Source organism: Kocuria sp. UBA5001 (assembly GCF_002398425.1).
Classification (GTDB): Bacteria; Actinomycetota; Actinomycetes; order Actinomycetales; family Micrococcaceae; genus Kocuria; species Kocuria salsicia.
The window spans coordinates 1-24,295 of the sequence record NZ_DGYR01000006.1; the positions used below are offsets into that span (position 1 = coordinate 1).

The following is a 24,295-nucleotide window of genomic DNA, read 5'->3' on the forward strand; positions in this document are numbered from 1 at the left end:
GAGCAGTCACGGGGGCGGCGCTGATGCATGTGGTCATCGTGGGCGGTGGGTCCGTGGGGTCCTCGATTGCCCGGGAGCTGCTCTCGCACGGTCACGACGTCGTGGTGGTGGACGCCACCTCCGAGGTCATCGGCCGCTCGAACCTGCGCGGCGCCCAGTGGGTCGTCGGGGACGCGTGCGACCTCGACGTGCTGCAGCGCGCGAGGGCCGAGGAGGCGGACGTCGTCGTCGCCGCGACCGGTGACGACAAGGCAAACCTGGTGGTCTCCCTGCTCGCCCGCAGCGAGTTCGGCGTGCCGCGCACCGTGGGACGGGTGAACAACCCCAAGAACGAGTGGCTCTTCGACGACGCCTGGGGCGTGGACGTGGCCGTGTCCACACCGCGGCTGATGACGGCGCTGGTGGAGGAGGCCGTGGAGGTGGGCGACGTCGTGCGGTTGCTGAGCTTCCAGACCGGTGACGCCACACTGTCCGCATACACGGTCCCCCGGGAGCACCCGGTGGTGGCGAGCACGGTCACGCAGGTGCCGTGGCCGCCGGAGGTGGCTCTCGTGGCGATCCTGCGCGACGGCGTGCCCATCGCCCCGTCCGGGGATGACGTCCTCGAGGGCGGGGACGAGCTGTTCTTCATCACCACCACGGAGGGTGAGGAGCAGCTGCGGGCCATGTTCACCACGGCCCGGGACGTCAACCTGCAGGCGGCGCGGGGCGAGGGCGGCTCCACAGCCATCCCAGCCACAGCACAGCGGCGTACAGCGGGGCCCCCATCACCAGCCGGGTGATGCCGAGCCCGGCCACGTCCCCGGCGAAGTACAGCGGCAGCTGCACCAGCAGCCGCGCGGCGAACATCGCGAGCAGCACGCCGTTGACCCGCTGGTAGGCGCGGCGGCGCACGGGGTCCCGACGCCAGTGCGTGCCCTCCCCTCGGATGTAGCCGAAGAGCACCCCGAGCAGAGGCCAGCCGGCGAGCGCCGAGACCGCCAGTCCGAGCAGCCACGCGGCGTTGGTCACGAACCCCCACACGTAGTAGTCCAGAGCGTCCCCTCCCACGCGGGCGAAGAGTGCGCAGATCCCCACGCCCACGAGCCCGCCGAGGGCCTGGGTTACGGGCTGGCGCTGGACGAGGCGCACGAGGGTGAACAGCGCGGCGGCCGCCAGGGACGCGGTCAGCGCAGGGCCCAGCTGCCCGGTGACGACCACGCACACCAGGTAGACGAGACCTGGCAGCAGGGACTCGAGCAGGCCGCGCCAGCCGCCCACCGCGGAGAGCACGTCGAGCTGCCCGGCCTCGTCGCGGCGCAGCCCGGAGCGGCGGGCGAAGTCCTCGACGGCGCGGTCCCGTGCGGGGCGGCTCACGTCCTCGCGCTCCGGTGCCTCCGGGTCGCCTGCGCCGAGCGGGGTCTGCCGGGGGGCGTCCTCCGCACCGGGGCCTGCGGGCGAGCTCATCGCGTGACCTTCTTGGGGGTGATGATCTCGTAGCGCGGATTGTGCATCGTGGGGATCCCGTCGGGGAAGCAGATCACCCCGAGGCAGCGCAGCCTGGTCCCCGCGCTCACCCCCGGCACGGTGTGCTGGCCGTTCCACAGCAGCTCGAGCGCGCACGGCACAGCGGAGTCGGGGCGCGGCACCTTGAGCACGGCGCGGAACTGCGGCTGCCGCGTCACGGGCGCGATGGTGACCTCCACCACCCGGCCCTCCACGACCGCGCGGCGGCGGTGGCGCTCGCGGAAGGCCGGGTCGAGGTCCTCTGAGACCGCCTCGGGCTCCCCGAGCACGTCGATAGCCCCGGTAAGCGGGTTGTTGACGGGTGCCACTAGCCGATCTCCGTGATCTCCGGGCCCCGGCGCGGGGGCTGCACGGCCGGGCCCGACGGCGCGCCGTCGCCACCCCGCGGTGCCACCCCGTCCGCGTCCGCCACGGGAGCCGGGGGCTGCCCCGCAGAGTCAGCCATCCGGCGGACGGTAGCGTCTTCGGGGACGGAGAGGGTCAGGAGGTCGCGCGGCGGGCGGGGGTCCTGGCCGCGGACGACGACAAGTGCCCGCACGGCGTCGTCGAGCACCTCCGCTGTGGGTCCGGGCAGGGCCGCGCCGCCCGTGAAGACGGCGCGCAAGAACCAGCGGGGGCCGTCGATCCCCACGAAGCGCGCGAGACGGTAGCCCTGGCGCCCGTCCGCAGTGGTGGCGGGGAACTTGGCGTCCACCTGCAGCCCGAAAGAGCCGCGGGTGACGCTGGGGTCCCCGTTGTCCCGGCGCAGTCCGGCGATCAGCTCGGCGCGCACCTCCTCCCACAGACCGCTGGACTTGGGCGCGCTGAAGGGCTGCAGCTGCACGGAGCCGTCCCGGAAGTCGAGGTTCACCGCGCGCGGTTCCTGGGTGCGCTGGTCCACCTCGAGGCGCACGTCCACCCCGGAGATCGGCTTGACGAGCAGCGCCCCCAGGTCAAGGTACTCACTCCGCTCGCCCGGCAGCTCGCTCTCGTCCCGGGGGCCGAGTGCACGGGGGTTCTCCTGCGCCTGCTCGGCGGAGGCGGTGCCTGCCGTCTCCGCCGCGGCGTTCGACTCGCCGGACGGGACGACGCCGTCCCGGCTGCCAGTGCGCTTCTTGCGTCCGAACATCGATGATCTCCCGAAAATGTGTAGGTGGTGTCGTGGAGCAGAGGAAATAGGGGGGGGTGCGTCCCGGTACGCCCGTCAGCCCGGCGTGCCCGTCAACCGTGGGGCCCGTCAACCATGGTGGGACGGGCAGCCGCCCCGCGCAACGAGCTCCACGCGGCCGCACCGTGGTCGCTCGGGCTCAGTGCGTTCCCGAAGAACCGAACCCGCGCTCGCCGCGCTCGCTCGACGGCAGGTGCGCGACCGTCTCGAAACGGGCCGTCGTCACCTCCTGGAGCAGCAGCTGCGCGATGCGTTCACCCCGGCGCACGGTGTAGGCGGTGCTGCGGTCCGTGTTCAGCAGGCACACCTTCAGCTCGCCCCGGTAACCGCTGTCCACGGTGCCGGGGGCGTTGAGCACGGTGATCCCATGCTTGGCTGCGAGCCCGGACCGGGGGTGCACGAGCCCCACGTAGCCCTCGGGGATCGCCACGGCGACCCCGGTGTCCACCAGGGCGCGCTCTCCCGGGGCCAGCGTCACGTCGTGCCGCGCGCGCAGGTCCGCACCCGCGTCGCCCGGGCGCGCGTACGCGGGAGCGGGGAGGTCGGTGTCCAGCAGCTGCAGCGCCACGCTCACGGTGGCGGGTTCCCTCACGTCAGTCACAGTCCTCCACTCTAACGCGCACCCCCCGGCCTCCGGCGTGCGCGGCAGCACCTCTGCGCGGGCAGCGCCCATCCGCGAACAGGCCAGCCCGCGGATGACCGCCGTCCCGGCGGCCTCGCCACGGCGCCGGGCTCCCCGGGGAACCGACTGGGGAGCCGCCCGCGGCGCGGTAGGCAATCCCCAGCGGGAGTGTGCCAAGGTGGTGCCATGAGTTCCCAGCACCCCGAGTCCACCGAACCGGAGCCCACCGCGACAGTGCCACCCCTCCAGGGCGGTGGCGGGGTCCGTTACGAGGAGCGGCTTTCCGTCTCCTGGTGGGTGTGGCTCATCGTGCTGTTCGTCGGCGCGGCGGGGTTCGTGGCCGTGGCTCCCATCAGCATTGCGGTGGGTGTGATCGTGGGCGCCGTGCTGGTGGCCGTCATCGCGGTGGTGGTGCACCTGGGCACGCCCAGGATCGTGCTCACGGACGAAGACCTGCGCGTGGGACGCGCCCACATCGAGCGCCGCTACGTGGGCGAGGCCGAGGCCCTGCGCGGTGACGACGCCCGCCTGGCCCGCGGCCCCGCGCTGGACGGTCGCGCGTTCATGAACTTCCGAGTGTCCATCCCCGACCTGTGCCGGATCAGCATCGTGGACCCGGTGGACCCCACTCCGTACTGGCTCACGGCCACGCGCCACCCGGAGGAGCTGGCCCGCGCCATCAACGCCAGTCCCAGAGACGTCGAAAACATTGCGCGCGAGGTGCTCTCGGACTAGCGGCCTCCGCCGGGCCGTGCGCCCCGGTGGGCGTTCGGCACCCAGCGCTTGTACACGTTGGAGCAGGTACCCCGCGTCCCGGGCTCTCCATCCCGGTACGACGACGGACGGTCCACCGAGAAGGTGACCGCCCGTCGTCGTACTCGCCGCCCGTCAGCTCCGAACGGGTCCGGCGGCCCCGGTGCGCAACCGGGGTGGGGTGCGCGGGATCAGCCCACGCACTCGTGGCAGAACTTCACACCGTTGCGCTCCTCCGCGAGCTGCGAACGGTGACGGACAAGGAAGCAGGAGCCGCAGGTGAACTCGTCGTCCTGGGCGGGAAGGACCACCACGGAGAGCTCCTCGTTGGAGAGGTCCGCGCCGGGCAGCTCGAAGCTCTCGGCCGCCGTGGCTTCGTCTTCGTCAACGCTTCCGGACTGGTGGTCCGACCGCCGGGACTGCAGCTCCTCGATGGAGTCTTCCTTGAGGTCCTCGTCCTGCTTGCGCGGTGCGTCGTAGTCTGTGGCCATGTGTCTATCCGCTCCAACCGGTCTTCGCGAGATCGCTGTGTGAAACGGTTCCCCGGACGATCTCCCCCCGGGGCCGTGTCGCGTAGATTGTTCACCATGGTGCCGCAAAAAGCCAGTACCGTGGCGGGCATTTTCTCCCAGCGCGAGATTTGTCCCTGGAGGGGGTCTTCCAACCCGGTCCCAGACGGCCGGCAACCGGCCCGGACGGGCCCCTGGCGACGTCGGTGCCGCACCACCGCCGCGCCCTGCCGCGGATCCTCGGCGTCCGGCAGACGCGGTGCCACTAGACTGGCGCACGAACGCGCCGCGCGCACCGCAGGAACACGGGGGCGCAGACACCCGTGAGGGAAGGACAGCATGGAGCAGTTGCGTCTGGTAGGAGTGCACGACGACGGTGAGCACCTCATCGTGGAGACCCACGACTCGACCCGGTACCGGGTAAAGATCGACCAGCAGTTGCGGCAGACCATCCAGCACGCCCGCCGCAAGCCCCCCGCTCGCGGCCGCGGCGGCTCGTCCTTCGGCCCCCGGGACATCCAGGCGCGCTTCCGCGCCGGGGCGAGCGTGGACGACGTCGTGGCGGAGTCCGGGTGGGAGGCCGAGCGGGTCAAGCGCTACGAGTGGCCGATCCTCGCCGAACGCTCCCACATGGTCACGGCCGCGTGCCGCGTGAAGGTCTCCGGCACCGCGCCCTCCCACGACGGCTACCGCTCCGTGTTCGAGGGCGAGCCCAAGACGCTTGAGGAGACCGTGGACGAGCGGGCCTCCCAGCTCGGCGTGGACCGGCGCAGCCTCGACTGGGACGCCTGGCTGCGCGAGGACCAGCTGTGGAACGTGCAGCTGAGCTTCTCCGTGTCCGACCCCCGGGCCTCGGGACTCGACACCGAGGGCCCCGCGCTGTGGAGCTACAACCCCGCGAACCAGACCGTGCGCGCCGAGAACGACTGGGCGCGCGCGCTCGGCGAGGAGCCCCGCGAGACGGGTCCGCTCGGCGTGACCGCCCCCGTCTCCCCGGCGGTCGCCACCCCCGTGGCCCCCACGCCCTCCGCGCAGCTGCGCCACCTGCAGCACGAGGCGAGCCAGGCGGACGACCTCCTGGACGTCCTGCAGTCCCGCCGCGGCCGTCGGCTCGGATCGGACGAGGACGGCGACGACCGCCTCGCCGAGATCCTCGGCCGCGGCATGGGCCGCGTGGAGCAGCGCCCCCGCCCGATCGACGCGCCGGAGGACTCCCCCGTCTTCGACCAGCCCATCCAGCCCGCGGCCTCTCGAGTGGCGGAGGAGCAGGCGCTGCAGGGAGAGGGCATCGAGATCGTGGACGACTCCACCCCCTACGGACACGACCCCGCCATCCCCGCCGGGGATCCGACCGCACCGCTGGCCCCGGACGAGGCCGCTCCGCAGCACCTCGCCCCCGGGAACGCGGAGACCCCCGACCAGAACGACGACGTGGCTCCTGACGCGCACGCGGACGAACCCGCTGCGGGACCCACCGCACACGAGACACCGCGCACGGACGACAGCACCCCCACCGAGGCGACCACCCACGAGCACTCCGCCCCCGACGAGCCCCTCAACGGCGACCGTAGCGAGACCCCGGAGGAAGATCACACCGCCGCGAACGCCGCGCCGGGACCCCGTGGACGCACGCCCCGGGCCAAGCGCTCCTCCGTTCCGAGCTGGGACGACATCGTCTTCGGCAACCGCACGTGATCCGCGTCCACCGCTCCCACGTGCACTGATGCGCGAATCGCGCGGCACACGGTAAAGTCACTGGAGCGGATCGGGCTGAGGGGAGAATCGTCCCGGTCACGTGACTTCTCGGGCGATCTTTAGGGACTTTGTGCATGAGCAACTCCATCCAGGACGATCTCTTCGGCGACGACGCCCAGGCCGGTGACGGCGCGGCAGCCTCGTCCTCGATGGGAGCCCGCAGGTACCTCGCGCCCGTCGCTCTCGGCGGCGCGGCCCTGCTCGTGCTGGCCGGGGTCGGGGCGGTCGCGTTCACGGGTCTCTCCGGCGGTTCCGACGACGACGCCCCCGCCACCTTCACGTCCGCCTCGCCGAGCGCGACCCCCAGCCCCACGCCGTCGGCAACGCCGTCCCCCACGCCAAGCGTGGAGCCCGAGCCCACGGAACCCGCGGAGCAGTACTACTACGTGCCCGCGCCCCAGCCCGTGGCGCCGGTCCAGCCCGAGGTCCCCGCCCCGCAGCCTGTTGCCCCGCAGCCCGCACCCACCACGGCCGCACCGGCCCCCACCCCGGAGAAGTCGCAGGCCCCGGCGCCCACGAAGCAGCCCGCCACCCCGCCCGCTGACGGCAGCACGGGTTCCAAGGGCGGGGATTCCACGGGCGGCGGCTCGAACGGCGGCGGTTCGGGCAACGGCAGTGGTTCCGGCGCAGGCAACGGAAGCGGCACGGGGAAATCCGGTGGGGGCTCGACCGGAAAGCAGGGCGGCACCACCGGCGGCACGGGCGCCGGCTCCAAGGCGACCCAGGGAACCGGGGGCGCCGGCCGCTGAGGCGGAAGGGGCACCGGAACGGTCCAGGGGCCAGGACTGCCCGGGCTGCCACACGAGCCACGGCGTCAAGACGTCCTGGAAACATCAAGAGATGGCGTCACGTGTGCTCGGCCGCCGCAATGCCGTCGTTTGCCGTCACCTCACCACAGCAGTGCCGGGACCATCCGTTCATGCTCGGTGAGCGAACCGTGCTGGCCCACCATGGCCAGCGGCCGGGTGCCCTGCCGCGCGACGTCGTACAGCGCGACGTCCTCCCGGCCCAGCACCCACACGTCACCCGCCCGGGCGAGCATCCGCTCGTCCGGGCTCGGGCCGAAGTAGCCGTACGCGGCCAGCTCGTCACGGGTGGCGAGCCACACCGCGTCTCCGAAGTGTGAGCGCCAGTGGTCCACTACCTCCTCGGCCGAGGTGCCGCGCTTCAGGTGCAGCTGCACCGCGCGGGGCTCCCCCGCGGTGTGCCGCACCCCGGCCATCAGCTCCGGGACGGCGGAGACGTCGAGGCGGTTTTCCTGGGGGACGTCCACCATGCCGTGGTCGGCCGTCAGGACCACCCGGGTGTTGGCGGGCAGCCGGGACACGAGCCGTTTGAGCGCGGAGTCCAGGTCCTCGAGCGCGCGCAGCCAGGAGTCCGAGCGCCAGCCCTGCTTGTGCCCGGTCTTGTCGAGGTCGTCCCAGTAGAAGTAGACCAGCCCGCGGCGGCCCTCCTTCAGCTGTTCCAGAGTCCGCGCCGAGCGTGCGTGGACGCCCTGCGCGCCCACGAATCTGCCACCGCGCAGCACCGCGCGGGTCAGCGCCGAGGACTCGAACCGGGGGGAACTCACAGTCACGGCGTCCACGTGGCGTGAGGCCCGTTCCAGTACTGTCTCCCCGGGCTGCCACTGCAGGGGATCCAGGGAGGCAGGCCAGTTGCCGAGCATGTTGACCACGCGGTCCGTAGCGGGGTCCAGGACGTCGTAGCCCAGCATCCCGTGCCGGCCCGGAGCGCGCCCGGTGCCCAGGCACGCGAGCGAGACGGACGTCGTGGACGGGAACGCGGCGTCGAGCTCCCCCAGCGACTGGGCCGAGCGCAGAGTGGGTGCGTACCCGCTGACCTGCGAGAGCAGCCGCGAGCCGAGCCCGTCCACCAGCACCACCACGTAGCGCTGCGCGGCAGGTAGGCTCAGCGCGTTGCGGAACCCGGGGATCCCCAGGGCCGCGGCGGCGGAGGTCATCACCTCTCCCACGCCGCGGGAGCCGTACCTCGGGGGTGCGGGCAGGAACGGGGTTGGCGCGGCGTCCTCGCTCACGAGGAGCGCCCCGTGTCGCGCCCGTTGTGCCGGTGGCCGAAACGGGTGCGCGGTGCCGGGGTCTCCGTGCGGGCGGTGCCCTGGTACTGCGGGGCCTGGGCGAGCTGCGCCCCTGAGTCCGTCAGCGGGGCCACGTTGGCCCGACGCAGGGTCCGCGCGAACTCTCGAGCGCCCTCCACGGCGTCCTGGCCGTCCGCCTCGGAGCTGATGCGCATCACCACGTCCTCGCTCGCCGCAGTACCCGTGTAGCCGTGGTCCGCCTGGCACTCCGGGTCCTCGCACATGGCCGGGTAGAGCTCGAGCTGCTGGGTGCCTGTCCAGCTGACTGCGAGGTTCAGCTCCATGATGGGGGTGCCGGGTGTGTAGTTCTGGGGCTGGTGGTACGCGTAGCTCAGCGTCACGGAGCGGATCTGGGAAATCGGCACGGTCTCCGTGGACACTCGTGCCACGGTCTCCGCGCCGACGTCGTCGAACTGCTGGTCGTCCACGTGCGTGATGTGCAGAACGTCCTCCGCGAGCACGAGCGCCGTGATGTGGCGGTGCAGCTCGGTGTTCGTGAAGTGGGTCTCCAGCTGCACGAGGTGGGACACGGGACGCCTGCCGTCCAGGGAGTCCTTGACCACGTCCGTGACGAGCTGGGGGTAGAAGCCCGCCTTCTCGATGTCCTGGACCAGCCGTGAACCGTCGGGTGCTGAGAATGTCATGGCGCCATTGTCCTCTACCCGGGCGGACGGGGCACATCCGTGACCAGCCGCGCACCGCTCACGGGGTCACAACGCACGAGACCGTGCCGTCCTCCAGCTCCGTGCACACGGGCGTGGCGTCAGTGGTGGGTTCCGCGGTGGGCACGGTGGGCGCCTCGTTGCCCGGTTGTGCGGGGCTCGTGGTCGGTGCGGGTGAGGTGCTCGGACTCGAAGGGTCCGTGCCACCGCCCCACTGGGCGAGCAGCGGCCCGAGCCACACGTAGCCCACCGCCAGCGCGAGCACAACCAGGGCCAGCATCAGCAGCCACCAGGGCCAGCGCAGGCCACGACGACGCGGCGGGGCCGCCTGCCCCAGGCCCGTGTCCGCGGAGTCCGTCGTCGCCGGGTCCGTGGCCGCTGCCACAGAGCCCTGCGAAGCCCCGACGTCATAGGGTTCGGTCTCGTACGGCCCCGCCTGCACGGTGGCCACCACGGGCTCGACCACCAAGGGGTCGACCGCCGCTTGCCCCGAACCGCCCGGCGCCTGACCGTCACGGAATTCCTGACCGTCACTGAAGCCATGGTCGTCGGCGAAGCCCTGGCTGTCAGCGGTGCCGTGGGCGTCGGTGGGTATGGCAACGGTGGCGTCCGTGACCTCCCCGAGGGAGTCCTCCGCCGGGGCCAGCTGCTCCGTGGGCTCCACCGGGGCGAAGGGCCGCAGCGGGTCCCCGGACCACTGCGCCGCCACCGGCTGCCCCGCAGCGGCAAGGCCCTGCGCACGCTGCCCGTCAACCGGCTGTCTCCGAAGGTGTTGTCCCTGAGCTGGTTCCCCCTGGGCCGGCAGCGCCTTGCGGTGCACCGCGTGCCACGCGAGCGGTGCGTCCGGCGTGCCCGCCCCGGGAGGCAGTCGGGCGGCGTCGGCCACCGGGGACAGCTCCCGCTCCGTGGTGGGTTCCAGGACGTCGAACACCTCGAAGGGCTCGCCGTCCGCCGTCTCGCTCTGCTTGTTCTCGCGCTCCGGGGCGGTCTCCAACAGAGCGGTGACCAGCTCCTGCGCCGCCCGGGTGCGCTCCTCGGGCTCCCGGCTGAGCAGCCCAGCCACGCCCCGGCGCAGCACGGGCGAGTTCTCGAACAGCCCCAGCCGGGCAACATCGTCCGGGCCCAGAGGGTCCCCGCTGAGGTCAACCTCCGGCAGCACCATGCGCACGGCGGTCACGCCCGCGGCGTAGAGGTCCATGGTCGGAGAGGGGTTGCCGGGGGCGTACGCCTCGTGCGGGAGGTAGCCCGGGGTGCCCACCACGGTGCCGGTGTGCGTGAGCCGGGCGTCGTCCGTGCGCACCGCAATGCCGAAGTCCGCGAGCCGCGCGACCGGCGGGGCAGAGCCCGTGGGCTCGAGCAGCACGTTGGCGGGCTTCACGTCCCGGTGCACCCAGCCGCGGGTGTGCACGAACTGCAGGGCCTCGAGCAGCTGATAGAGGAGCTCCTCGGCGAGCGCGTCCGAGACCGGGCCGTTATCCTGCAGCGCGGCCTCCAGGGTGCCGCCTGAAACCAGTTCCATGGCGATGGCCACGTGCTCGTCCTCCGCGGCCCACCCGTAGGGGGCCACCACGTGCGGGTGCTCAAGGTTCACGGACTGTTCGCGCACGAAGCGCAGCAGGTCCGCGGAGTCGCGCTGGCGCAGCACCTTGGCAGCGCAGATCCGGCCGAGCCGCAGGTCCTGGGCGCGCCACACGGCACCGCTGCCGCCCTCCGCAACGGGCGTGAGCAGTTCGAAGCGTCCAGCGATCGTGTCCCGCACCCTGCCGGGGCCCCTAGCCCAGCATCGCGCGGCGGGCGCTGTCCGTGCGCTGTCCGGGGTCCCCGATCTTGACCGTGGCCGAGAGCACCGTGAGCACCGAGCCGGAGAGCACCACGGGGTTCAGTTCCAGGAAGGCGATCTCCGGGAAGCGGTCCTTGAGGAAGGCGACACGGTTGACGAGCTGCTCCAGGCCGGTCGTGTCCACCGGGGGCACGCCCTGGTAGCCGAAGAGCTTGCGGGCAGCCTTGGGGGCTCGCACCATGCGGGTGATGTCCCGGTCGGTGAGCGGGGGCACCCGGTGGGCCCAGTCGTCCAGGAGGTTCACCGCGTCCCCGGCCATCCCGAAGGAGAGCACGGGCCCGATCAGCGGATCCTCTGCCGCGCGCAGCACCACCGTCTGTCCGGTCGGGGCCATGGACTGCACCTCGAAGTCGGTCACGTCCCACCCCGCGAGCGTGCGCTTCATGGTCTCCACGGCAGTACGCAGCTGCCCCTCGTCCGCGATGTTCAGCACCACCCCGCCCAGGTCCAGGCGGTGGCGCAGGAACGGGTCCGTGGTCTTCAGCGCGACGGGGTAGCCGAGCCTGCCGGCAGCGGCCACGCCCTCCTCGAGGTCGTGGAAGCGCACGGACTCGAGCACACGGATTCCCGCGTGGCCCAGCAGCTCGTTGCGTTCCGCGACGCCGAGCTCGTAGAGGGCGTCCCCGGTGATCTTGCGGCGCTCGCGCTCCAGGAACTTCTCCACGGCGTCGAAGTCGAAGTCCTCCGGGTCCACCACCACGCCCTGGTCCTGCGAACGCCACGCGGTGTAGCCGATCACCCGCGCGAGCGCGTGCATAGCGGTTCCGGGCGAGTCGAAGCACGGCAACGCCGGGTGGCCGTCCGCGAGCACCGCGGTGGTCACGGCGTCCGGGCCGTGCTGGCCGGTGAAGACCGCCACCGTGGTGCGGTCGGCGGCGCTCGCCTCCTGCGCGACCGCTGCCGCGACCGCGCGCTGGTCCAGTCCGCGCACGGGCATCAGCACGAGCACCACGCTGTCCACGTCCCCTGAGGTGAGCTGGGCGCGGACGGCGGTCAGCACGGCCTCGTGTGCGTCCCCGGCACCGCCGGAGGTGTCGACCGCGCCGTCGACCGCCACGGGTTCCAGGCCCAGTCGCAGCGCCGTGTCCTCGGTGAGCTGGGCGAGGGCCAGAGCGTTGGAGACCACCGCGATCCGGGCAGATGCGGGCAGCGGCTGGCTCTCGGTGATGGCCGCGATGTCCATGAGCTCCTCGGCGGTGGCCGCGCGGATCACCCCGGCCTGGCGAAACATGGAGTCCAGCGCACCCGGCGGTGCCTGGGTGACACGCCCGGTGTGGCCCGGGGGCAGCCGCAGCCCGGTGACCTCGGACTTGGCCACGATCACAGGCTTGCTCAGGGACAGCCGCCGCGCGATCCGGGAGAACTTGCGCGGGTTTCCCACCGACTGCAGGTAGAGCCCGCACACGGTGGTCCCGGGGTCGTCCTCCCAGTACTGCATGAGGTCGTTGCCGGAGACGTCCGCACGGTTTCCGGCGGAGAGGTAGCTCGACAGGCCCACACCGTGGCGCAGTGCCGCGCCGTAGAGCATGGAGCCAACGGCCCCGGACTGGGAGAACAGGCCCAGCCCGCCCCGCCGCGGCATCTCGGGGAGCACCGAGGCGTTGAGGGACACGTCCGGGTCCGTGTTCATCAGCCCCAGGCTCGCGGGGCCCACCACGCGCATCCCGGCCGCGCGGGCGATCCGCACGAGCCTGCGCTGGTCCGCGGCGCCGCTCGCGCCGTCCTCCGCATACCCACCCGTCATCACGACGACGGCCCGCACGCCGACCCTGCCGCAGTCGGCCACCGCCTCTTCGACGGCCTCGCGCGGGACAGCGATCACCGCGAGGTCCACCGCGGCGTCGATCTCCTGCAGGGAGGAGACGAACACGAGCCCCTCGCGCTCGTACGGCGTGTGGCCCACGCCGTAGAGGGTGCCGGTGTAGCCGCCGGTGAGGATCGCCTCAACCGCGTGGTGCCCTGCGTGGTCCGCGTGCGCCGAGGCCCCCACGACCGCCACCGTGGTGGGGGTCAGTAGCTGCTGCAGCGAGCGCGCCTCGGCCCGGTGCTCACGGGCGGCCATCACGGCAAGGGACTTCTCCGTGGGGTCGATGTCGAATTCGACCATCACCACACCGTCCTCGAACTGCCGGGAGACGTCGTAGCCGGCCTCCACGAAGACGTGGAGCATCTTGCGGTTCTCGGGCAGCACCTCCGCAGTGAAGCGGTCGATGCCGTTCTCGCGGGCCGCCGCGGCCAGGTGCTCGAGGAGGATGGAGCCGATCCCGCGGCCCTGGTGGTGGTCCGAGATCATGAACGCGACCTCGGCCACGCGGGGGCTGACGCGGTCGTAGCGGCCCACGCCAATCATCTTCCCGCCGAGGATCAGCACGAAGCACACGCGGTCCGTGTGGTCCACCGTGGTGAAGCGCTCCAGTTCCCGCTGGGAGAGCTGCGGCTTGTAGGAGAAGAAGCGCAAATAGATGGAGTCCTGGGACTGGGAGGAGTGCAGCTCCTGCAGCAGTTCCTTGTCCTGGGGGCTGATGGGGCGCAGGTGGGCCGTGGCGCCGTCGCGCAGGATCACGTCCGCCTCCCAGTACTCGGGGTAGGCCTTCGGCTGCGGAGCTTCGTCGGTGGAACCCATAGACTTCAGAGTAACCAACCGTCTGCCCCGGTCACAGGTGCACGCACCGATTTCAAGGAGTTCCCTCTCGATGGCACGCCGCCGCTCAGCCGCCCGCTCCCCCCAGGACGACCTGCCCGAGGACTTCGTCGAGCACATCGTGGACGTGGACGTCACCCGGGAGATGGAGACCAGCTTCCTGGAGTACTCCTACTCGGTGATCTACTCGCGTGCCCTGCCGGACGCCCGGGACGGGCTCAAGCCGGTGCAGCGGCGCATCCTGTTCATGATGGATCAGATGGGCCTGCGCCCAGATCGCGGCCACGTCAAGAGCGCGCGCGTGGTCGGCGAGGTCATGGGCAAGCTGCACCCCCACGGGGACGCGGCGATCTACGACGCGATGGTCCGCATGGCGCAGTCCTTCGCCATGCGCGTGCCTCTGGTGGACGGCCACGGCAACTTCGGTTCGCTCGACGACGGTCCGGCGGCCCCGCGCTACACCGAGGCCCGCATGGCCCCGGCGGCTCGCACGCTCACCGGGGACCTCGACGAGGACGTCGTGGACTTCGTGCCCAACTACGACAACCAGTTCCAGCAGCCAGGCGTGCTGCCCGCCGCGTACCCCAACCTGCTGGTCAACGGTGCCACGGGCATCGCGGTGGGCATGGCCACCAACATGGCACCGCACAACATGCGCGAGGTGGCCGCCGGTGCGCGCCACCTGGTGCTCAACCCCGAGGCCACGCTGGAAGAGCTCATGAAGTTCATCCCCGGCCCGGACCTGCCCTCCGGGGGCCGGATCGTGGGCCTGGAGGGGATCCGGGACGCCTACCGCACCGGGCGCGGCTCGTTCCGCACGCGCGCCACGGTCTCCGTGGAGCAGGTCTCCCCCCGCAAGCAGGGCATCGTGGTCACCGAGCTGCCGTACATGGTGGGCCCGGAGAAGATCACCGAGAAGATCAAGGACGCCGTCCAGGCCAAGAAGCTCACGGGCATCTCGGACGTCGTGGACCTCACGGACCGCGCCAACGGGCTGCGCCTGGTCATCGAGGTCAAGAACGGCTTCAACCCCCAGGCCGTGCTGGCGCAGCTGTACAAGCACACGCCGCTCGAGGAGTCCTTCGGGATCAACAACGTGGCCCTCGTGGAGGGTCAGCCCCGCACCATGGGGCTGCTGGAGCTGCTGCGGGTCTACACGGAGCACCGGATCACGGTGGTGCGCCGGAGGACCGCGTTCCGGCTGGCGAAGCGGCAGGACCGGCTGCACCTGGTGGAGGGCCTACTGGTGGCCATCGTGGACATCGACGAGGTCATCCAGATCATCCGCTCCTCCGAGGAGACGGCGCAGGCGCGGGACCGGCTGATCGCCGTCTTCGACCTCTCCCGTGCGCAGGCCGAGCACATCCTCGAACTGCGGCTGCGCCAGCTCACCAAGTTCTCCCGCATCGAGCTCGAGGCCGAACAGGACCAGCTGCAGAAGGAGATCGCCGAGCTCGAGGCGATCCTGGGCTCCGAGGCCACGCTGCGCGGCGTCGTCGCGGACGAACTGGCGGAGACGGCAGAAGATTTCGGCGACGACCGCCGCACGGTGCTGCTCGAGGCCGAGGACCTGCCCGCGGTCACGGCGGCCCAGGCCGGTGGGAAGAAGGCCCTGGCCGTGTCCGTGGCGCTGGAGATCAGCGACGACCCGTGCTGGGTCTTCCTCTCCACCACCGGGCGCATCGCCCGCAGCGCCGCGCGTGCCCCGCTCGTGGACGCCGCGCGGCGCTTCAAGCACGACGCCCTGACCAGCGTGGTGCCGGCCACGGCGCGCGGGGAGATCGCGGCGGTCACCTCCACGGGCCGCATGCTGCGCGTCTCGTGCGTGGACATCCCGGTGCTCCCGGACTTCGACGGCGTTCCCCGGCTCGCGGACGGTGTCCCCGCCGCGGACTTCCTGGGCCTGGAGAAGAAGGAGGAGCTCGTGGGGCTCGTGCCCCTCAACGAGGTTGTCGCGATCGGCACCGCCGAGGGCGTGGTCAAGCGCGTGAACCCGGACTACCCTCTGAACCTGGACCAGTGGCCCGCGATCAAGCTCAAGGACCACGACCGCGTGGTGGGCATTGGCGCAGCCCCGGACAGCGCGGAGCTCGTCTTCGTCTCCTCGGACGCCAAGCTGCTGCGCTTCCCCGCCTCCGCGGTGCGGCCCCAGGGCAGGACCGCGGGCGGCGTCGCCGGCATGAAGCTCGCCGCCGGTGAGCGCGTGGTCTTCTTCGGCGCGGTGCTGCCGCGCGAGTCCACCGTGGTGGTCACCCAGGCCCGCAGCGACGGCCAGCTGCCCGAGATGGGCGAGGCGTCCCTGAAGGTCACCCCGCTCGCCGAGTTCCCGAGAAAGGGACGGGCCACCGCGGGCGTGCGGGCCCAGCGGCTGCTCACGGGCGAGGACGGCCTGACACTGGCGTGGGTCGGCCACGGCCCCGCCAAGGCGGTCTCCCCCGCCGGTGTCGCGCGTTCGCTGCCCACCGAGTACGGCCGCCGGGACGGCTCGGGGGTGGGGATCGACCGAGCCGTGGCCGCGATCGGGCCCGCTCTCACGGGGCTTGCGGTGGGTGAGGAGTCGGACGCGGGTACCGCGAGCTCGGCGGGCTCCGCAGACGCCGCCGACAACGCTCCGGACGTTTTCTAGGCTCGGCAGGACCGGCCCGCTCGCGGGAGCCGTGGCCGCTCCCCGCGCCCCGCGTCGTCATCCACCGCCCAGAAAGGCGCACCGGATCAGGCGTCGATCTGCTCCTGGTTCAGGTGTGAGGCACCCGCGACGATGAAGTCCTTGCGCGGGGCCACCTGCGAGCCCATGAGCAGCGAGAAGGCGTGCTCCGCGGCCTCGGCGTCCGCCACGCGCACCCGGCGCAGCACACGGTGCCGGATGTCCATGGTGGTCTCCGCGAGCTGGTCCGCGTCCATCTCACCCAAGCCCTTGTAGCGCTGGATGGGCTCCTTGTAGCGGCGCCCCTGCTCCTCGAGGCTGCCCAGCAGCGTGTCCAGCTCTCGCTCCGAGTACGTGTAGACCATCTCGTTGGCCTTGGACCCGGGGTTCACGATCTGCACGCGGTGCAGCGGCGGAACCGCGGCGTAGACCCGCCCCGCCTCCACCAGCGGTCGCATGTAGCGGTAGAACAGGGTCAGCAGCAGGGTGCGGATGTGGGCGCCGTCCACGTCAGCGTCCGTCATCATGATGACCTTGCCGTAGCGGGCGGCGTCGAGGTCGAAGCTGCGCCCGGAGCCTGCGCCGATCACCTGGATCAACGCGGCGCACTCCGCGTTGGCGAGCATGTCCGTGATGGAGGCCTTCTGCACGTTGAGGATCTTGCCGCGGATGGGCAGCAGCGCCTGGTAGTTCGAGTTGCGGGCGAGGCGCGCGGTGCCCAGCGCGGAGTCCCCCTCCACGATGAACAGCTCTGAGCGGTCCACGTCCGCGGAGCGGCACTCCACGAGCTTGGTGGGCATGGACGAGGTCTCCAGTGCGTTCTTGCGTCGCTGAGTCTCCTTGTGCACGCGCGCGGAGATCCGGGACTTCATCTCCGCGACAACCTTCTCCAGCAGCTGGTTCGCCTGGGCCTTGTCGTCGCGCTTCTTGGAGGTCAGCTGCTTCGTCAATTCCGACTCGATCACCTTCGCCACGATCTGGCGCACCGCCGGAGTGCCGAGGACCTCCTTGGTCTGGCCTTCGAACTGCGGCTCTGCCAGGCGCACCGTCAGCACCGCGGTGAGCCCGGCCAGGACGTCGTCCTTCTCGAGCTTGTCGTTGCCCGCCTTGAGTTTGCGCGAGTTCGCGTCCACCTGCTTGCGCAGCGTCTTCAGCAGCGCGGTCTCGAAACCGCTCAGGTGCGTGCCCCCCTTGGGTGTGGCGATGATGTTCACGAACGAGCGGACCGCGGTGTCGTATCCGACGCCCCAGCGCAGGGCCACATCCACCTCGCACGTGCGCTCCACATCCTGCAGCTGCGCGTGCCCGGAGCCGTCGAGCACCGGGACCCGTTCGCTGAACGTGCCCTGCCCGTGCAACCGCCACACGTCCGTGACGGGTGCGTCCGGGGCGAGGAACTCCGCAAACTCGGAAATGCCGCCGTCGTACTGGAAGACCTCCTCCACGGGGCCGTCCGCGCCGGGGGTGCCCGGCAGTCGGCGCTCGTCCGTGACGGTGATGCGCAGCCCGGGAATCAGGAACGCCGTCTGCCGTGCACGGCGCACGAGATCCTCGGTGGAGAACTTGGCGTCCGGGGTGAAGATCTGGTCGTCCGCCCAGTAGCGGATTCGCGTTCCGGTGACCCCGCGCTTGGCCCTGCCCACCACCTGCAGGTGCGAGTCCGTGGTGAAGGGCTCGAACGGAGCGTTCGGCGACGGCGCACCCTTGTCCGCGAACGTGCCCGGCTCACCACGTTTGAAGGACATCTGGTAGGTCTTCCCGCCGCGGTCCACCTGGACGTCCAGGCGCGAGGAGAGCGCGTTGACCACCGAGGCGCCCACGCCGTGCAGACCGCCGGAGGCCGAGTAGGACCCGCCGCCGAACTTGCCGCCCGCGTGCAGCTTGGTGAACACCACCTCCACACCGGTCAGCCCTGTGCGCGGCTCGGTGTCGATCGGGATGCCGCGGCCGTCGTCGTGGACCTCCACGCAGCCGTCCTTGTGCAGGATCACCGCGATGTCCTGACCGTAGCCCGCCAACGCCTCGTCCACGGAGTTGTCGATGACTTCCCACAGGCAGTGCATGAGACCCCGCGAGTCCGTGGAGCCGATGTACATGCCCGGGCGCTTGCGCACCGCTTCCAGTCCCTCCAGCACGGAGAGGTGACGGGCGTTGTATTCGGAGCGAGACGGTGTCACGGTGGAGCTTCTCCCGGAGTCTGGGGGTGCCGCACGCGGGCGGGGTGGGACTGTCTCACTCTAGACGGCGGCCCCGACGTTTGTGCGCGGTGGGCGAAACCGCGGGATCCCGGGAAGCAATCCCCGGGCCCGTGGGTTGTACTGGAACGTGCGGCCCCGGGTGTTCCCGGGACCGCACCGCGGCCGCACCGGCGTGCGAGGCCGCATCCCGTACTTGTGAGGAGGATCCCATGAACGCGACTGTCGAAACGCGTGAACTCAACGCAACCCACCGTTGCGACGCCTGCGGTGCCCAGGCATACGTGCGCGTGGTCCTCGAGTCCACGGGCGGCGAGCTGCTGTTCTGCGCCCACCACGCCCGCGTCAACGAGGACAAGCTGCGTCCCCTGGCGTCATCGTGGCAGGACGAGACCCAGCGCATCGGAGCCTGAGAAGACCACGCGGCCCGGGTGACACCGGGCCTTGGGGACGACGAGAAGGGGCACGCATCCATGGATGTGTGCCCCTTCTGCTGCGTCGAGCAGTGTCGTCCGCGGACTCAGGACCCGGGCTTGCGGCCCCAGAGGATCACGTTGGTGCCCAGGTACTTGCTCTCGTAGCCCACGTCCACGAAACCGGCCTCGCGCATCAGCTCCGCAACGCGGGCGGGCTGGATGAACCCGAGCGTAGAGTCCTTGAGGTAGTCGTAGGCGCGGCGGTCTCCCGCCACCACCTGACCGAGCAGAGGCAGCACCACACTCATGCCCGCCGAGATCGCCAACCGCAGCGCGCCCCGGGGCGGCGCCGTCTCCAGCACGACGACGCGGCCGCCCGGGCGCAGCACCCGCACCTGCTCAGCCAGCACGCGCGGTACGTCGCTCACGTTGCGCAGCAGATAGCCGTGCGTCACCGCGTCGAAGGACTCGTCGTCGAAGCGCAGGCTGTGGGCGTCCGCGAACTCCCACGTGATGGCGTCGGCACCGGGTTTGGTGCGGGCCGTCTCGAGCATCTTCTCCGAAAAGTCCACGCCCGCGACCTCCGCTCGCGGTTCCCGACGTCGCAGCGCCAGGGCGATCTCGCCGGTGCCGGTGGCGATGTCCAGGACCCGCCCCCCGGGACCCACGCCGGCACGCTGGGCGACCTCACGGCACCAGGCCGCGTGGCGACCAAGCGTCATGAGCGAGTTGACCCGGTCGTAGGAGGTGGTGATCCGGTTGAAGATCCCCTGCACCTGCGTGTCCCGTGCGGTCATCGTGTGCTCCGCTCCCGCGGTCGTCCCTGTCATCAGTCCAGGTAGTCCCGCAGCACCTGGGAGCGGGACGGGTGGCGCAGCTTGGACATGGTCTTGGACTCTATCTGGCGGATCCGTTCGCGGGTCACCCCGTAGACCTTGCCGATCTCGTCCAGGGTCTTGGGCTGGCCGTCCGTGAGCCCGAAACGCATGGCCACTACACCGGCCTCCCGCTCGGAGAGGGTGTCCAGCACGGAGTGCAGCTGCTCCTGCAGAAGGGTGAAGGACACCGCGTCCGCGGGCACCACGGCCTCGGAGTCCTCGATGAGGTCGCCGAACTCGGAGTCGCCGTCCTCACCCAGTGGGGTGTGCAGCGAGATGGGCTCACGGCCGTATTTCTGTACCTCCACGACCTTCTCCGGCGTCATGTCCAGCTCGTTGGCCAGCTCCTCCGGGGTGGGCTCGCGTCCCAGGTCCTGGAGCATCTGGCGCTGAACGCGGGCCAGCTTGTTGATGACCTCTACCATGTGCACGGGGATGCGGATGGTGCGGGCCTGGTCCGCCATGGCGCGGGTGATGGCCTGACGTATCCACCACGTCGCGTACGTGGAGAACTTGAAGCCCTTGGTGTAATCGAACTTCTCGACCGCACGGATCAGGCCTAGGTTGCCCTCCTGGATCAGGTCCAGGAAAAGCATGCCGCGACCGGTGTAGCGCTTCGCCAGGGAGACCACGAGGCGCAGGTTCGCCTCGAGCAGGTGGTTCTTCGCGCGGCGGCCGTCGTGGATGACCCACCTGTACGCCCGGCGGGTGTCCGCGTCCATGGAGTCCTGCTCCTCGGCGAACTTGTGCTCGGCGTAGAGGCCGGCCTCGATGCGCAGCGCGAGGTCCACCTCCTGCTCCGCGTTGAGCAGGGCCACCTTGCCGATCTGCTTGAGATAGTCCTTGACGGGGTCCGCGGTGGCACCGGCGACCACGACCTGCTGGGCCGGGGCGTCGTCGTCGTCGTTGTTGGTCAGCACGAACCCACGGGCGCTGCGGTCCTGACGGCCCTTCATGAGCTGCGCGGATTCCTCAGCGGAAGCCTGCTGCGACTCCTGCGACTCCTCGTCCTCGTCCTGGGGCTCCTCGGTGACGAGCTCGTCCTCGGCGAGGACCTCGTCCACGGGATCGGCCTTCTTGCGGCCCCGGCCCGTACCGGCGGGCTTCGCCGCGGGCTTGGCGGCCGCCTTGCGGGTGGCGGGCTTCACCGTGCCGGACGCCGGGGAGGCGGCGGTCTTCGACGCGTCGGTGCTCTTGGTGGCGACCGTCTTGGTGGCCGTGGTCTTGGTGGCCGTGGTCTTGCGCGTGGTCGTCTTCTTCGGAGCCGCCGTCTTGCGCGCGGCGGTCTTCTTCGCCGCGGGCTTGGCATCGGCGGCGGTCTCCGACATCGTGGACCCGGCTGCCGCGGACTCGTCAGTGGCCGCGGACGACGCCGCAGTGGTCTTGGTCGCGGCGGTCTTGCCCGCGCTGCTCGCCACCGCAGTGGTGCGCTTGGCGGCAGTGGACTTGCGGGCCGCCGTCTTCTTGGCCGCGGTCGACTTCTTGGCCGGGGCCCTCTTGGCAGTGGTGGTCTGGGCGGTGGTCTCAGCCGAGTCGGTCCCCGCCTCGGGAGCCTGTGATCCGGATGCGGTCTTGCTGGCAGCTGGTGACACGGAAAGCCTTTCGTTGGACAGAGACAGGGTGCTCGCCGCACCAGCGGCCAACACACCTATGACCCTGTCAAGTCCGGCACCGCGACACGCGGTTCTCGCCGGGACTCTGAGGGTCCTACAGGCCGTAACGCCGCCCACCCTGGGATTGTTCCCAGGGTGGGAATCTTTTTTCACCGCGGGACTCAGCCCGCCGTCTGCCGCACCCACCAGCTCCTCCCCGGCCAGCCCGTCCGGGGGTCCGTGCACCACCATGGCGTACCCAGGCGCTGGAGCCGCCCGCGCACCTCCGCAACCGCCCCGCCGGGCCGCTGCACGGCAGACTCCGCGTCCGCGGTGCAGCGGACAAGCAGGCGCGCGGCGGTGTGCGCCCGTCCCCGGAAGAACTCCAGCTGGGCCAGGGCGGCCACCACCGTGTCCGCGGTCTCCGCCGTGAGCACCCCGCCCGCCGGCGCGCAACCGCCCCCGCCCACCCGCGCGTGGGCGATTCCGTCCAGCACCTGGAGGATGCGGTGTGCCACCTCGATCGACTCCCAGTGCGGTGGGCCCTCCCACTCCCCGGCCACGGCGACCACGCACCGCAGCGCCTCGTCGACCGCCTCTGCATCCGGCTCGGACCCGCCAGCTCCGCCTCGCACCCTGGCGATGGCGGGGCGCAGAGCGAGCCACGCGGCCTCCGCACGTACACGGTCCCCGCACAGCCACGCATAGAAGAGGCACGTGCGCGCGGCCTCGTCCCGCAGGCCGTCCAGCATGTCCCGCAGGTCTGCGGCGGGTGTCTCGAGCACCGCAGCCACCCAGTCCTGCCGACGCCGTTGCACGCGCCGCAGCGTGCGGTCCCACGCGGCGAGCGACGTGGGCGAGGGCGACGACGCGGCACCGGAACCTGGCGTGCCACTGGATCGTGGTCTGTCACCGAACCGAGCACCACGAGGTGCCGCATCCACTCCCGGGCAGGGATCGCCCCCGGTTGTCGCGCACCGGGCCTCCTGGCCGCTGGTCGCCGCGTGCGCAGTCGCGACGCGTCCGGGCCCGGCGAGTTCCCCCGCCTTCTCCCGCAACGCTTTCTGCCATCGTGGATCCTCCCCCGGTGCCGGCGGTTCCAGGGCACTGCCCAGCGCGACGAGCTGCGCGTTGACCGGGCTGTCCTCGACCAGCGTGATGGGGCGGGCCACGTGCGGCTGGACCGGGTTCCACCAGAACCGGGGCGTCACCAGGAGCACGGTGAGCAGCTCCACCCCCACTGCCCCGGCGATCTCCTCCCACTGCTGAGTGAGCGCGACCAGCTCGGACGCGGTGCTCTCGGGTATGGCCTCCCGGTAGACGACGACGATCACGTCAGCGGCACCGGGCAGGTGCTCCAGGGCCTTGGACACCTCGCGGCTCACCCCCTCCGGAGGGACGTCCGCCGGGGGACGTGCCATCGTCAGCAGGAGCACGCCACTGTCTCCACCGGGAACGACGAGGACGCACGCGTCACGCGGTCTGTACCCCAGCTGGTGCGGAATCAGGGCGAGGAGATCCTCGGGGTGGCGGATGCGGACCACGGGTCCGTGGTCTTCGTGGGTCAGGGTCATGGGACCAGACTCGACACACCGCGCCCAGGAAACGCGTTAGCCACCGTCACCTCGGGACGAGCCACGACGCCGCCGCGCAGCCCCGTCGCCTGTGCAGGCCGCCCACCGTGCGGCCCCGGGGTCGCGTCAGACCGCGTCGGCCCCGTGTGCCCGGCGCACCTTGTGGGTGCAGCGCAGAATGGCCACGGTGCCCACAAGTGCCACGAGGCCCTGGGCCGCGATCGCCGGACGGAACGCCTCGCCGTCGTACAGGCTGGGTGAGAGCCCGGCTCCGTGAAGCAGGTCCAGCACGAGGCCCGTCACGTAGATGGCGAGCAGGGACGCCGCGAAGCCGCCCACGTTCGCGAGACCGGTGGCCGTGCCGCCGCGCTGCGGCGGGTTGAAGGCGCGCACGATGTCGAACGCGATCATCGAGGCCGGCAGGGACAGCGCAATCATGCACACGCACACGTACACCACGGCCAGGGGCGCGTGGCCCGGCCACAGCAGCAGGATCGCCCATCCTGACCATGCCATCACGCAGAACGAGAGCACCAGGCGGGAGCGGCGTCGGGCGAACCGTGCACTCAGCTTGCCCACGAACGGTGCCACGACCACGTTGAAGACCACGTAGACCGTCATCACGAACGACGCCTGCGTGGGATCGAGACCCTGGGCGTTCTGCAGGTAGGGGTAGGCCCACATCAGGGCGAACGTGTTGCCCACGAACTGCACGGTGAAGTGCACCCAGAACCCCAGCTGGGTGCCCGGCTCGCGCAGGGACTGGCTCATGGAGGCGCGGACAGAGGCGAAGGAGATGCTGTCGTTGAGGACCCGCACCCCCGGCGGGTTGTTGCGCAGCACGAGACCGGAGAGCACCGCCGCGAGCACGCACATGCCCGCCATCGTCACGAGGGACGGCACCCATCCGGTGGCATGCAGCAGCACGGCGAACGGGATCACTGAGAAGAGCTGCCCCAGGTTGCCGGTCATCCCCACCACCTGGGTGAGCATCGGCACCTTCAGCGCGGAGAACCACACGGGAAGCAGCCGCATCACGCACACGAACGTGGCGGCGTCGCCGGCACCCACCAGGATGCGCCCCACCACGCCGCCGGTCACGGACTGCGCCGCCGCGAGCTGCAGCTGGCCCGCGGCCATGGACACCGCTCCCACGGTGATCAGGATGCGCGGGCCGTAGCGGTCCACGAGCACCCCCACGGGAACCTGCAGCACGGCGTAGACCAGCACCTGCATCATGGAGAACATCGACAGCCCGGAGGCCGCGGTCTGGAAGCGGTCCGCCGCCTCCACGGTGGCCACGCCGAAGCTTGTGCGCTGCGCCACGGCGGAGAAGTAAGCGAACACCCCCATCGCCAGGATCAACCACGCGGTGATCGAATCCTTGTACGTGGACGGTGGGGGTGTTGCTGCGTCGGACATGAGGGGAGGGCCTCCACGGGCTGGTTCACGGCGACCCGCGCACG

20 protein-coding genes are annotated in these 24,295 nt (G+C 71.2%); 6 read left to right on the forward strand and 14 right to left on the reverse strand.

The features are described 5' to 3' along the window. Positions 1-23 precede the first annotated feature (23 nt). On the forward strand, positions 24-782 hold the full coding sequence (locus B3G12_RS02945; RefSeq protein ID WP_083482442.1) for a potassium channel family protein: 759 nt from the start codon (positions 24-26) through the stop codon (positions 780-782). Here B3G12_RS02945 and B3G12_RS02950 read toward each other — a convergent pair. The 4 genes from B3G12_RS02950 to dut form a co-directional block, all read right to left on the reverse strand. Beyond that, positions 688-1,446, reverse strand: coding sequence for a DUF3159 domain-containing protein (locus B3G12_RS02950; protein ID WP_290499013.1), 759 nt, complete (start codon positions 1,444-1,446; stop codon positions 688-690). The genes B3G12_RS02945 and B3G12_RS02950 overlap by 95 nt on opposite strands. Beyond that, positions 1,443-1,814 carry an OB-fold nucleic acid binding domain-containing protein gene (locus B3G12_RS02955; RefSeq protein ID WP_144942832.1) on the reverse strand — a complete coding sequence of 124 codons (372 nt, stop codon included), beginning with the start codon at positions 1,812-1,814 and terminating at the stop codon, positions 1,443-1,445. The genes B3G12_RS02950 and B3G12_RS02955 overlap by 4 nt, the downstream gene beginning before the upstream one ends. Further along, a complete protein-coding gene (locus tag B3G12_RS02960; RefSeq protein ID WP_290499016.1) occupies positions 1,814-2,614 on the reverse strand; it encodes a DUF3710 domain-containing protein in 801 nt (266 codons plus the stop codon). The genes B3G12_RS02955 and B3G12_RS02960 overlap by 1 nt, the downstream gene beginning before the upstream one ends. Positions 2,615-2,792: 178 nt before the next feature. Continuing rightward, the gene (gene dut, locus B3G12_RS02965; RefSeq protein WP_244944804.1) at positions 2,793-3,254 is read right to left on the reverse strand and encodes a dUTP diphosphatase; all 462 of its coding nucleotides are present in this window, start codon (positions 3,252-3,254) and stop codon (positions 2,793-2,795) included. A 207-nt stretch (positions 3,255-3,461) separates the two neighbouring features. Between dut and B3G12_RS02970 the strand changes: the two genes are divergently transcribed. Beyond that, positions 3,462-4,010, forward strand: coding sequence for a DUF3093 domain-containing protein (locus tag B3G12_RS02970; RefSeq protein ID WP_144942829.1), 549 nt, complete (start codon positions 3,462-3,464; stop codon positions 4,008-4,010). 209 nt (positions 4,011-4,219) lie between these two features. Here the strand turns inward: B3G12_RS02970 and B3G12_RS02975 are convergent, their stop codons facing one another. After that, positions 4,220-4,519 (reverse strand): DUF4193 domain-containing protein, encoded by a 300-nt coding sequence (locus B3G12_RS02975; RefSeq protein ID WP_144942828.1) that lies wholly within the window; start codon positions 4,517-4,519, stop codon positions 4,220-4,222. 357 nt (positions 4,520-4,876) lie between these two features. Between B3G12_RS02975 and sepH the strand changes: the two genes are divergently transcribed. Further along, entirely contained in the window at positions 4,877-6,232 is a 1,356-nt protein-coding gene (gene sepH, locus B3G12_RS02980; protein ID WP_290499019.1) for a septation protein SepH, read from the forward strand. Positions 6,233-6,366: 134 nt separating this feature from the next. Then, positions 6,367-7,041, forward strand: coding sequence for a hypothetical protein (locus B3G12_RS02985; protein WP_290499021.1), 675 nt, complete (start codon positions 6,367-6,369; stop codon positions 7,039-7,041). Between the two features lie 140 nt (positions 7,042-7,181). On the opposite strand, the gene B3G12_RS02990 is transcribed toward B3G12_RS02985, so the two are convergent. From B3G12_RS02990 to B3G12_RS03005, 4 genes are all read right to left on the reverse strand, one after another. Next, positions 7,182-8,252: an alkaline phosphatase family protein gene (locus tag B3G12_RS02990; RefSeq protein WP_290499154.1), complete on the reverse strand. Its 1,071-nt coding sequence runs from the start codon at positions 8,250-8,252 to the stop codon at positions 7,182-7,184. A gap of 71 nt (positions 8,253-8,323) precedes the next feature. Further along, positions 8,324-9,031 carry a DUF5998 family protein gene (locus tag B3G12_RS02995; protein WP_144942825.1) on the reverse strand — a complete coding sequence of 236 codons (708 nt, stop codon included), beginning with the start codon at positions 9,029-9,031 and terminating at the stop codon, positions 8,324-8,326. Between the two features lie 58 nt (positions 9,032-9,089). Then, complete coding sequence (locus tag B3G12_RS03000) at positions 9,090-10,808, reverse strand: serine/threonine protein kinase (RefSeq protein ID WP_290499023.1); 1,719 nt, start codon at positions 10,806-10,808, stop codon at positions 9,090-9,092. Positions 10,809-10,821: 13 nt separating this feature from the next. Further along, the gene (locus B3G12_RS03005; RefSeq protein WP_145010842.1) at positions 10,822-13,512 is read right to left on the reverse strand and encodes a GNAT family N-acetyltransferase; all 2,691 of its coding nucleotides are present in this window, start codon (positions 13,510-13,512) and stop codon (positions 10,822-10,824) included. A gap of 70 nt (positions 13,513-13,582) precedes the next feature. Between B3G12_RS03005 and B3G12_RS03010 the strand changes: the two genes are divergently transcribed. Continuing rightward, positions 13,583-16,156, forward strand: coding sequence for a DNA gyrase/topoisomerase IV subunit A (locus B3G12_RS03010; protein ID WP_290499027.1), 2,574 nt, complete (start codon positions 13,583-13,585; stop codon positions 16,154-16,156). A gap of 86 nt (positions 16,157-16,242) precedes the next feature. On the opposite strand, the gene B3G12_RS03015 is transcribed toward B3G12_RS03010, so the two are convergent. Then, on the reverse strand, positions 16,243-18,351 hold the full coding sequence (locus tag B3G12_RS03015) for a DNA gyrase/topoisomerase IV subunit B (RefSeq protein ID WP_290499028.1): 2,109 nt from the start codon (positions 18,349-18,351) through the stop codon (positions 16,243-16,245). Positions 18,352-18,581: 230 nt separating this feature from the next. Between B3G12_RS03015 and B3G12_RS03020 the strand changes: the two genes are divergently transcribed. Continuing rightward, the gene (locus tag B3G12_RS03020) at positions 18,582-18,782 is read left to right on the forward strand and encodes a DUF7455 domain-containing protein (RefSeq protein WP_094393794.1); all 201 of its coding nucleotides are present in this window, start codon (positions 18,582-18,584) and stop codon (positions 18,780-18,782) included. A gap of 107 nt (positions 18,783-18,889) precedes the next feature. Here B3G12_RS03020 and B3G12_RS03025 read toward each other — a convergent pair whose 3' ends face one another. The 4 genes from B3G12_RS03025 to B3G12_RS03040 all read right to left on the reverse strand — a co-directional run bounded on the left by B3G12_RS03025 (position 18,890) and on the right by B3G12_RS03040 (position 24,251). Then, on the reverse strand, positions 18,890-19,582 hold the full coding sequence (locus tag B3G12_RS03025) for a ubiquinone/menaquinone biosynthesis methyltransferase (protein WP_094393791.1): 693 nt from the start codon (positions 19,580-19,582) through the stop codon (positions 18,890-18,892). Between the two features lie 32 nt (positions 19,583-19,614). Then, positions 19,615-21,255: an RNA polymerase sigma factor gene (locus B3G12_RS03030; RefSeq protein WP_290499034.1), complete on the reverse strand. Its 1,641-nt coding sequence runs from the start codon at positions 21,253-21,255 to the stop codon at positions 19,615-19,617. 182 nt (positions 21,256-21,437) lie between these two features. After that, positions 21,438-22,829 (reverse strand): DUF4192 family protein, encoded by a 1,392-nt coding sequence (locus tag B3G12_RS03035; RefSeq protein WP_290499035.1) that lies wholly within the window; start codon positions 22,827-22,829, stop codon positions 21,438-21,440. A gap of 126 nt (positions 22,830-22,955) precedes the next feature. Continuing rightward, the gene (locus B3G12_RS03040) at positions 22,956-24,251 is read right to left on the reverse strand and encodes an MFS transporter (protein ID WP_144942818.1); all 1,296 of its coding nucleotides are present in this window, start codon (positions 24,249-24,251) and stop codon (positions 22,956-22,958) included. Positions 24,252-24,295 lie beyond the last annotated feature (44 nt).

Excerpts from the sequence above, each read along its gene's own strand:
- B3G12_RS02945 (WP_083482442.1), top strand. The coding sequence starts at position 24 with ATGCATGTGGTCATCGTGGGCGGTGGGTCCGTGGGGTCCTCGATTGCC.
- B3G12_RS02950 (WP_290499013.1), bottom strand. The coding sequence starts at position 1,446 with ATGAGCTCGCCCGCAGGCCCCGGTGCGGAGGACGCCCCCCGGCAGACC.
- B3G12_RS02960 (WP_290499016.1), bottom strand. The coding sequence starts at position 2,614 with ATGTTCGGACGCAAGAAGCGCACTGGCAGCCGGGACGGCGTCGTCCCG.
- B3G12_RS02970 (WP_144942829.1), top strand. The coding sequence starts at position 3,462 with ATGAGTTCCCAGCACCCCGAGTCCACCGAACCGGAGCCCACCGCGACA.
- B3G12_RS02975 (WP_144942828.1), bottom strand. The coding sequence starts at position 4,519 with ATGGCCACAGACTACGACGCACCGCGCAAGCAGGACGAGGACCTCAAG.
- sepH (WP_290499019.1), top strand. The coding sequence starts at position 4,877 with ATGGAGCAGTTGCGTCTGGTAGGAGTGCACGACGACGGTGAGCACCTC.
- B3G12_RS02985 (WP_290499021.1), top strand. The coding sequence starts at position 6,367 with ATGAGCAACTCCATCCAGGACGATCTCTTCGGCGACGACGCCCAGGCC.
- B3G12_RS02990 (WP_290499154.1), bottom strand. The coding sequence starts at position 8,252 with ATGACCTCCGCCGCCGCGGCCCTGGGGATCCCCGGGTTCCGCAACGCG.
- B3G12_RS02995 (WP_144942825.1), bottom strand. The coding sequence starts at position 9,031 with ATGACATTCTCAGCACCCGACGGTTCACGGCTGGTCCAGGACATCGAG.
- B3G12_RS03005 (WP_145010842.1), bottom strand. The coding sequence starts at position 13,512 with ATGGGTTCCACCGACGAAGCTCCGCAGCCGAAGGCCTACCCCGAGTAC.
- B3G12_RS03010 (WP_290499027.1), top strand. The coding sequence starts at position 13,583 with ATGGCACGCCGCCGCTCAGCCGCCCGCTCCCCCCAGGACGACCTGCCC.
- B3G12_RS03020 (WP_094393794.1), top strand. The coding sequence starts at position 18,582 with ATGAACGCGACTGTCGAAACGCGTGAACTCAACGCAACCCACCGTTGC.
- B3G12_RS03025 (WP_094393791.1), bottom strand. The coding sequence starts at position 19,582 with ATGACCGCACGGGACACGCAGGTGCAGGGGATCTTCAACCGGATCACC.
- B3G12_RS03035 (WP_290499035.1), bottom strand. The coding sequence starts at position 22,829 with ATGACCCTGACCCACGAAGACCACGGACCCGTGGTCCGCATCCGCCAC.
- B3G12_RS03040 (WP_144942818.1), bottom strand. The coding sequence starts at position 24,251 with ATGTCCGACGCAGCAACACCCCCACCGTCCACGTACAAGGATTCGATC.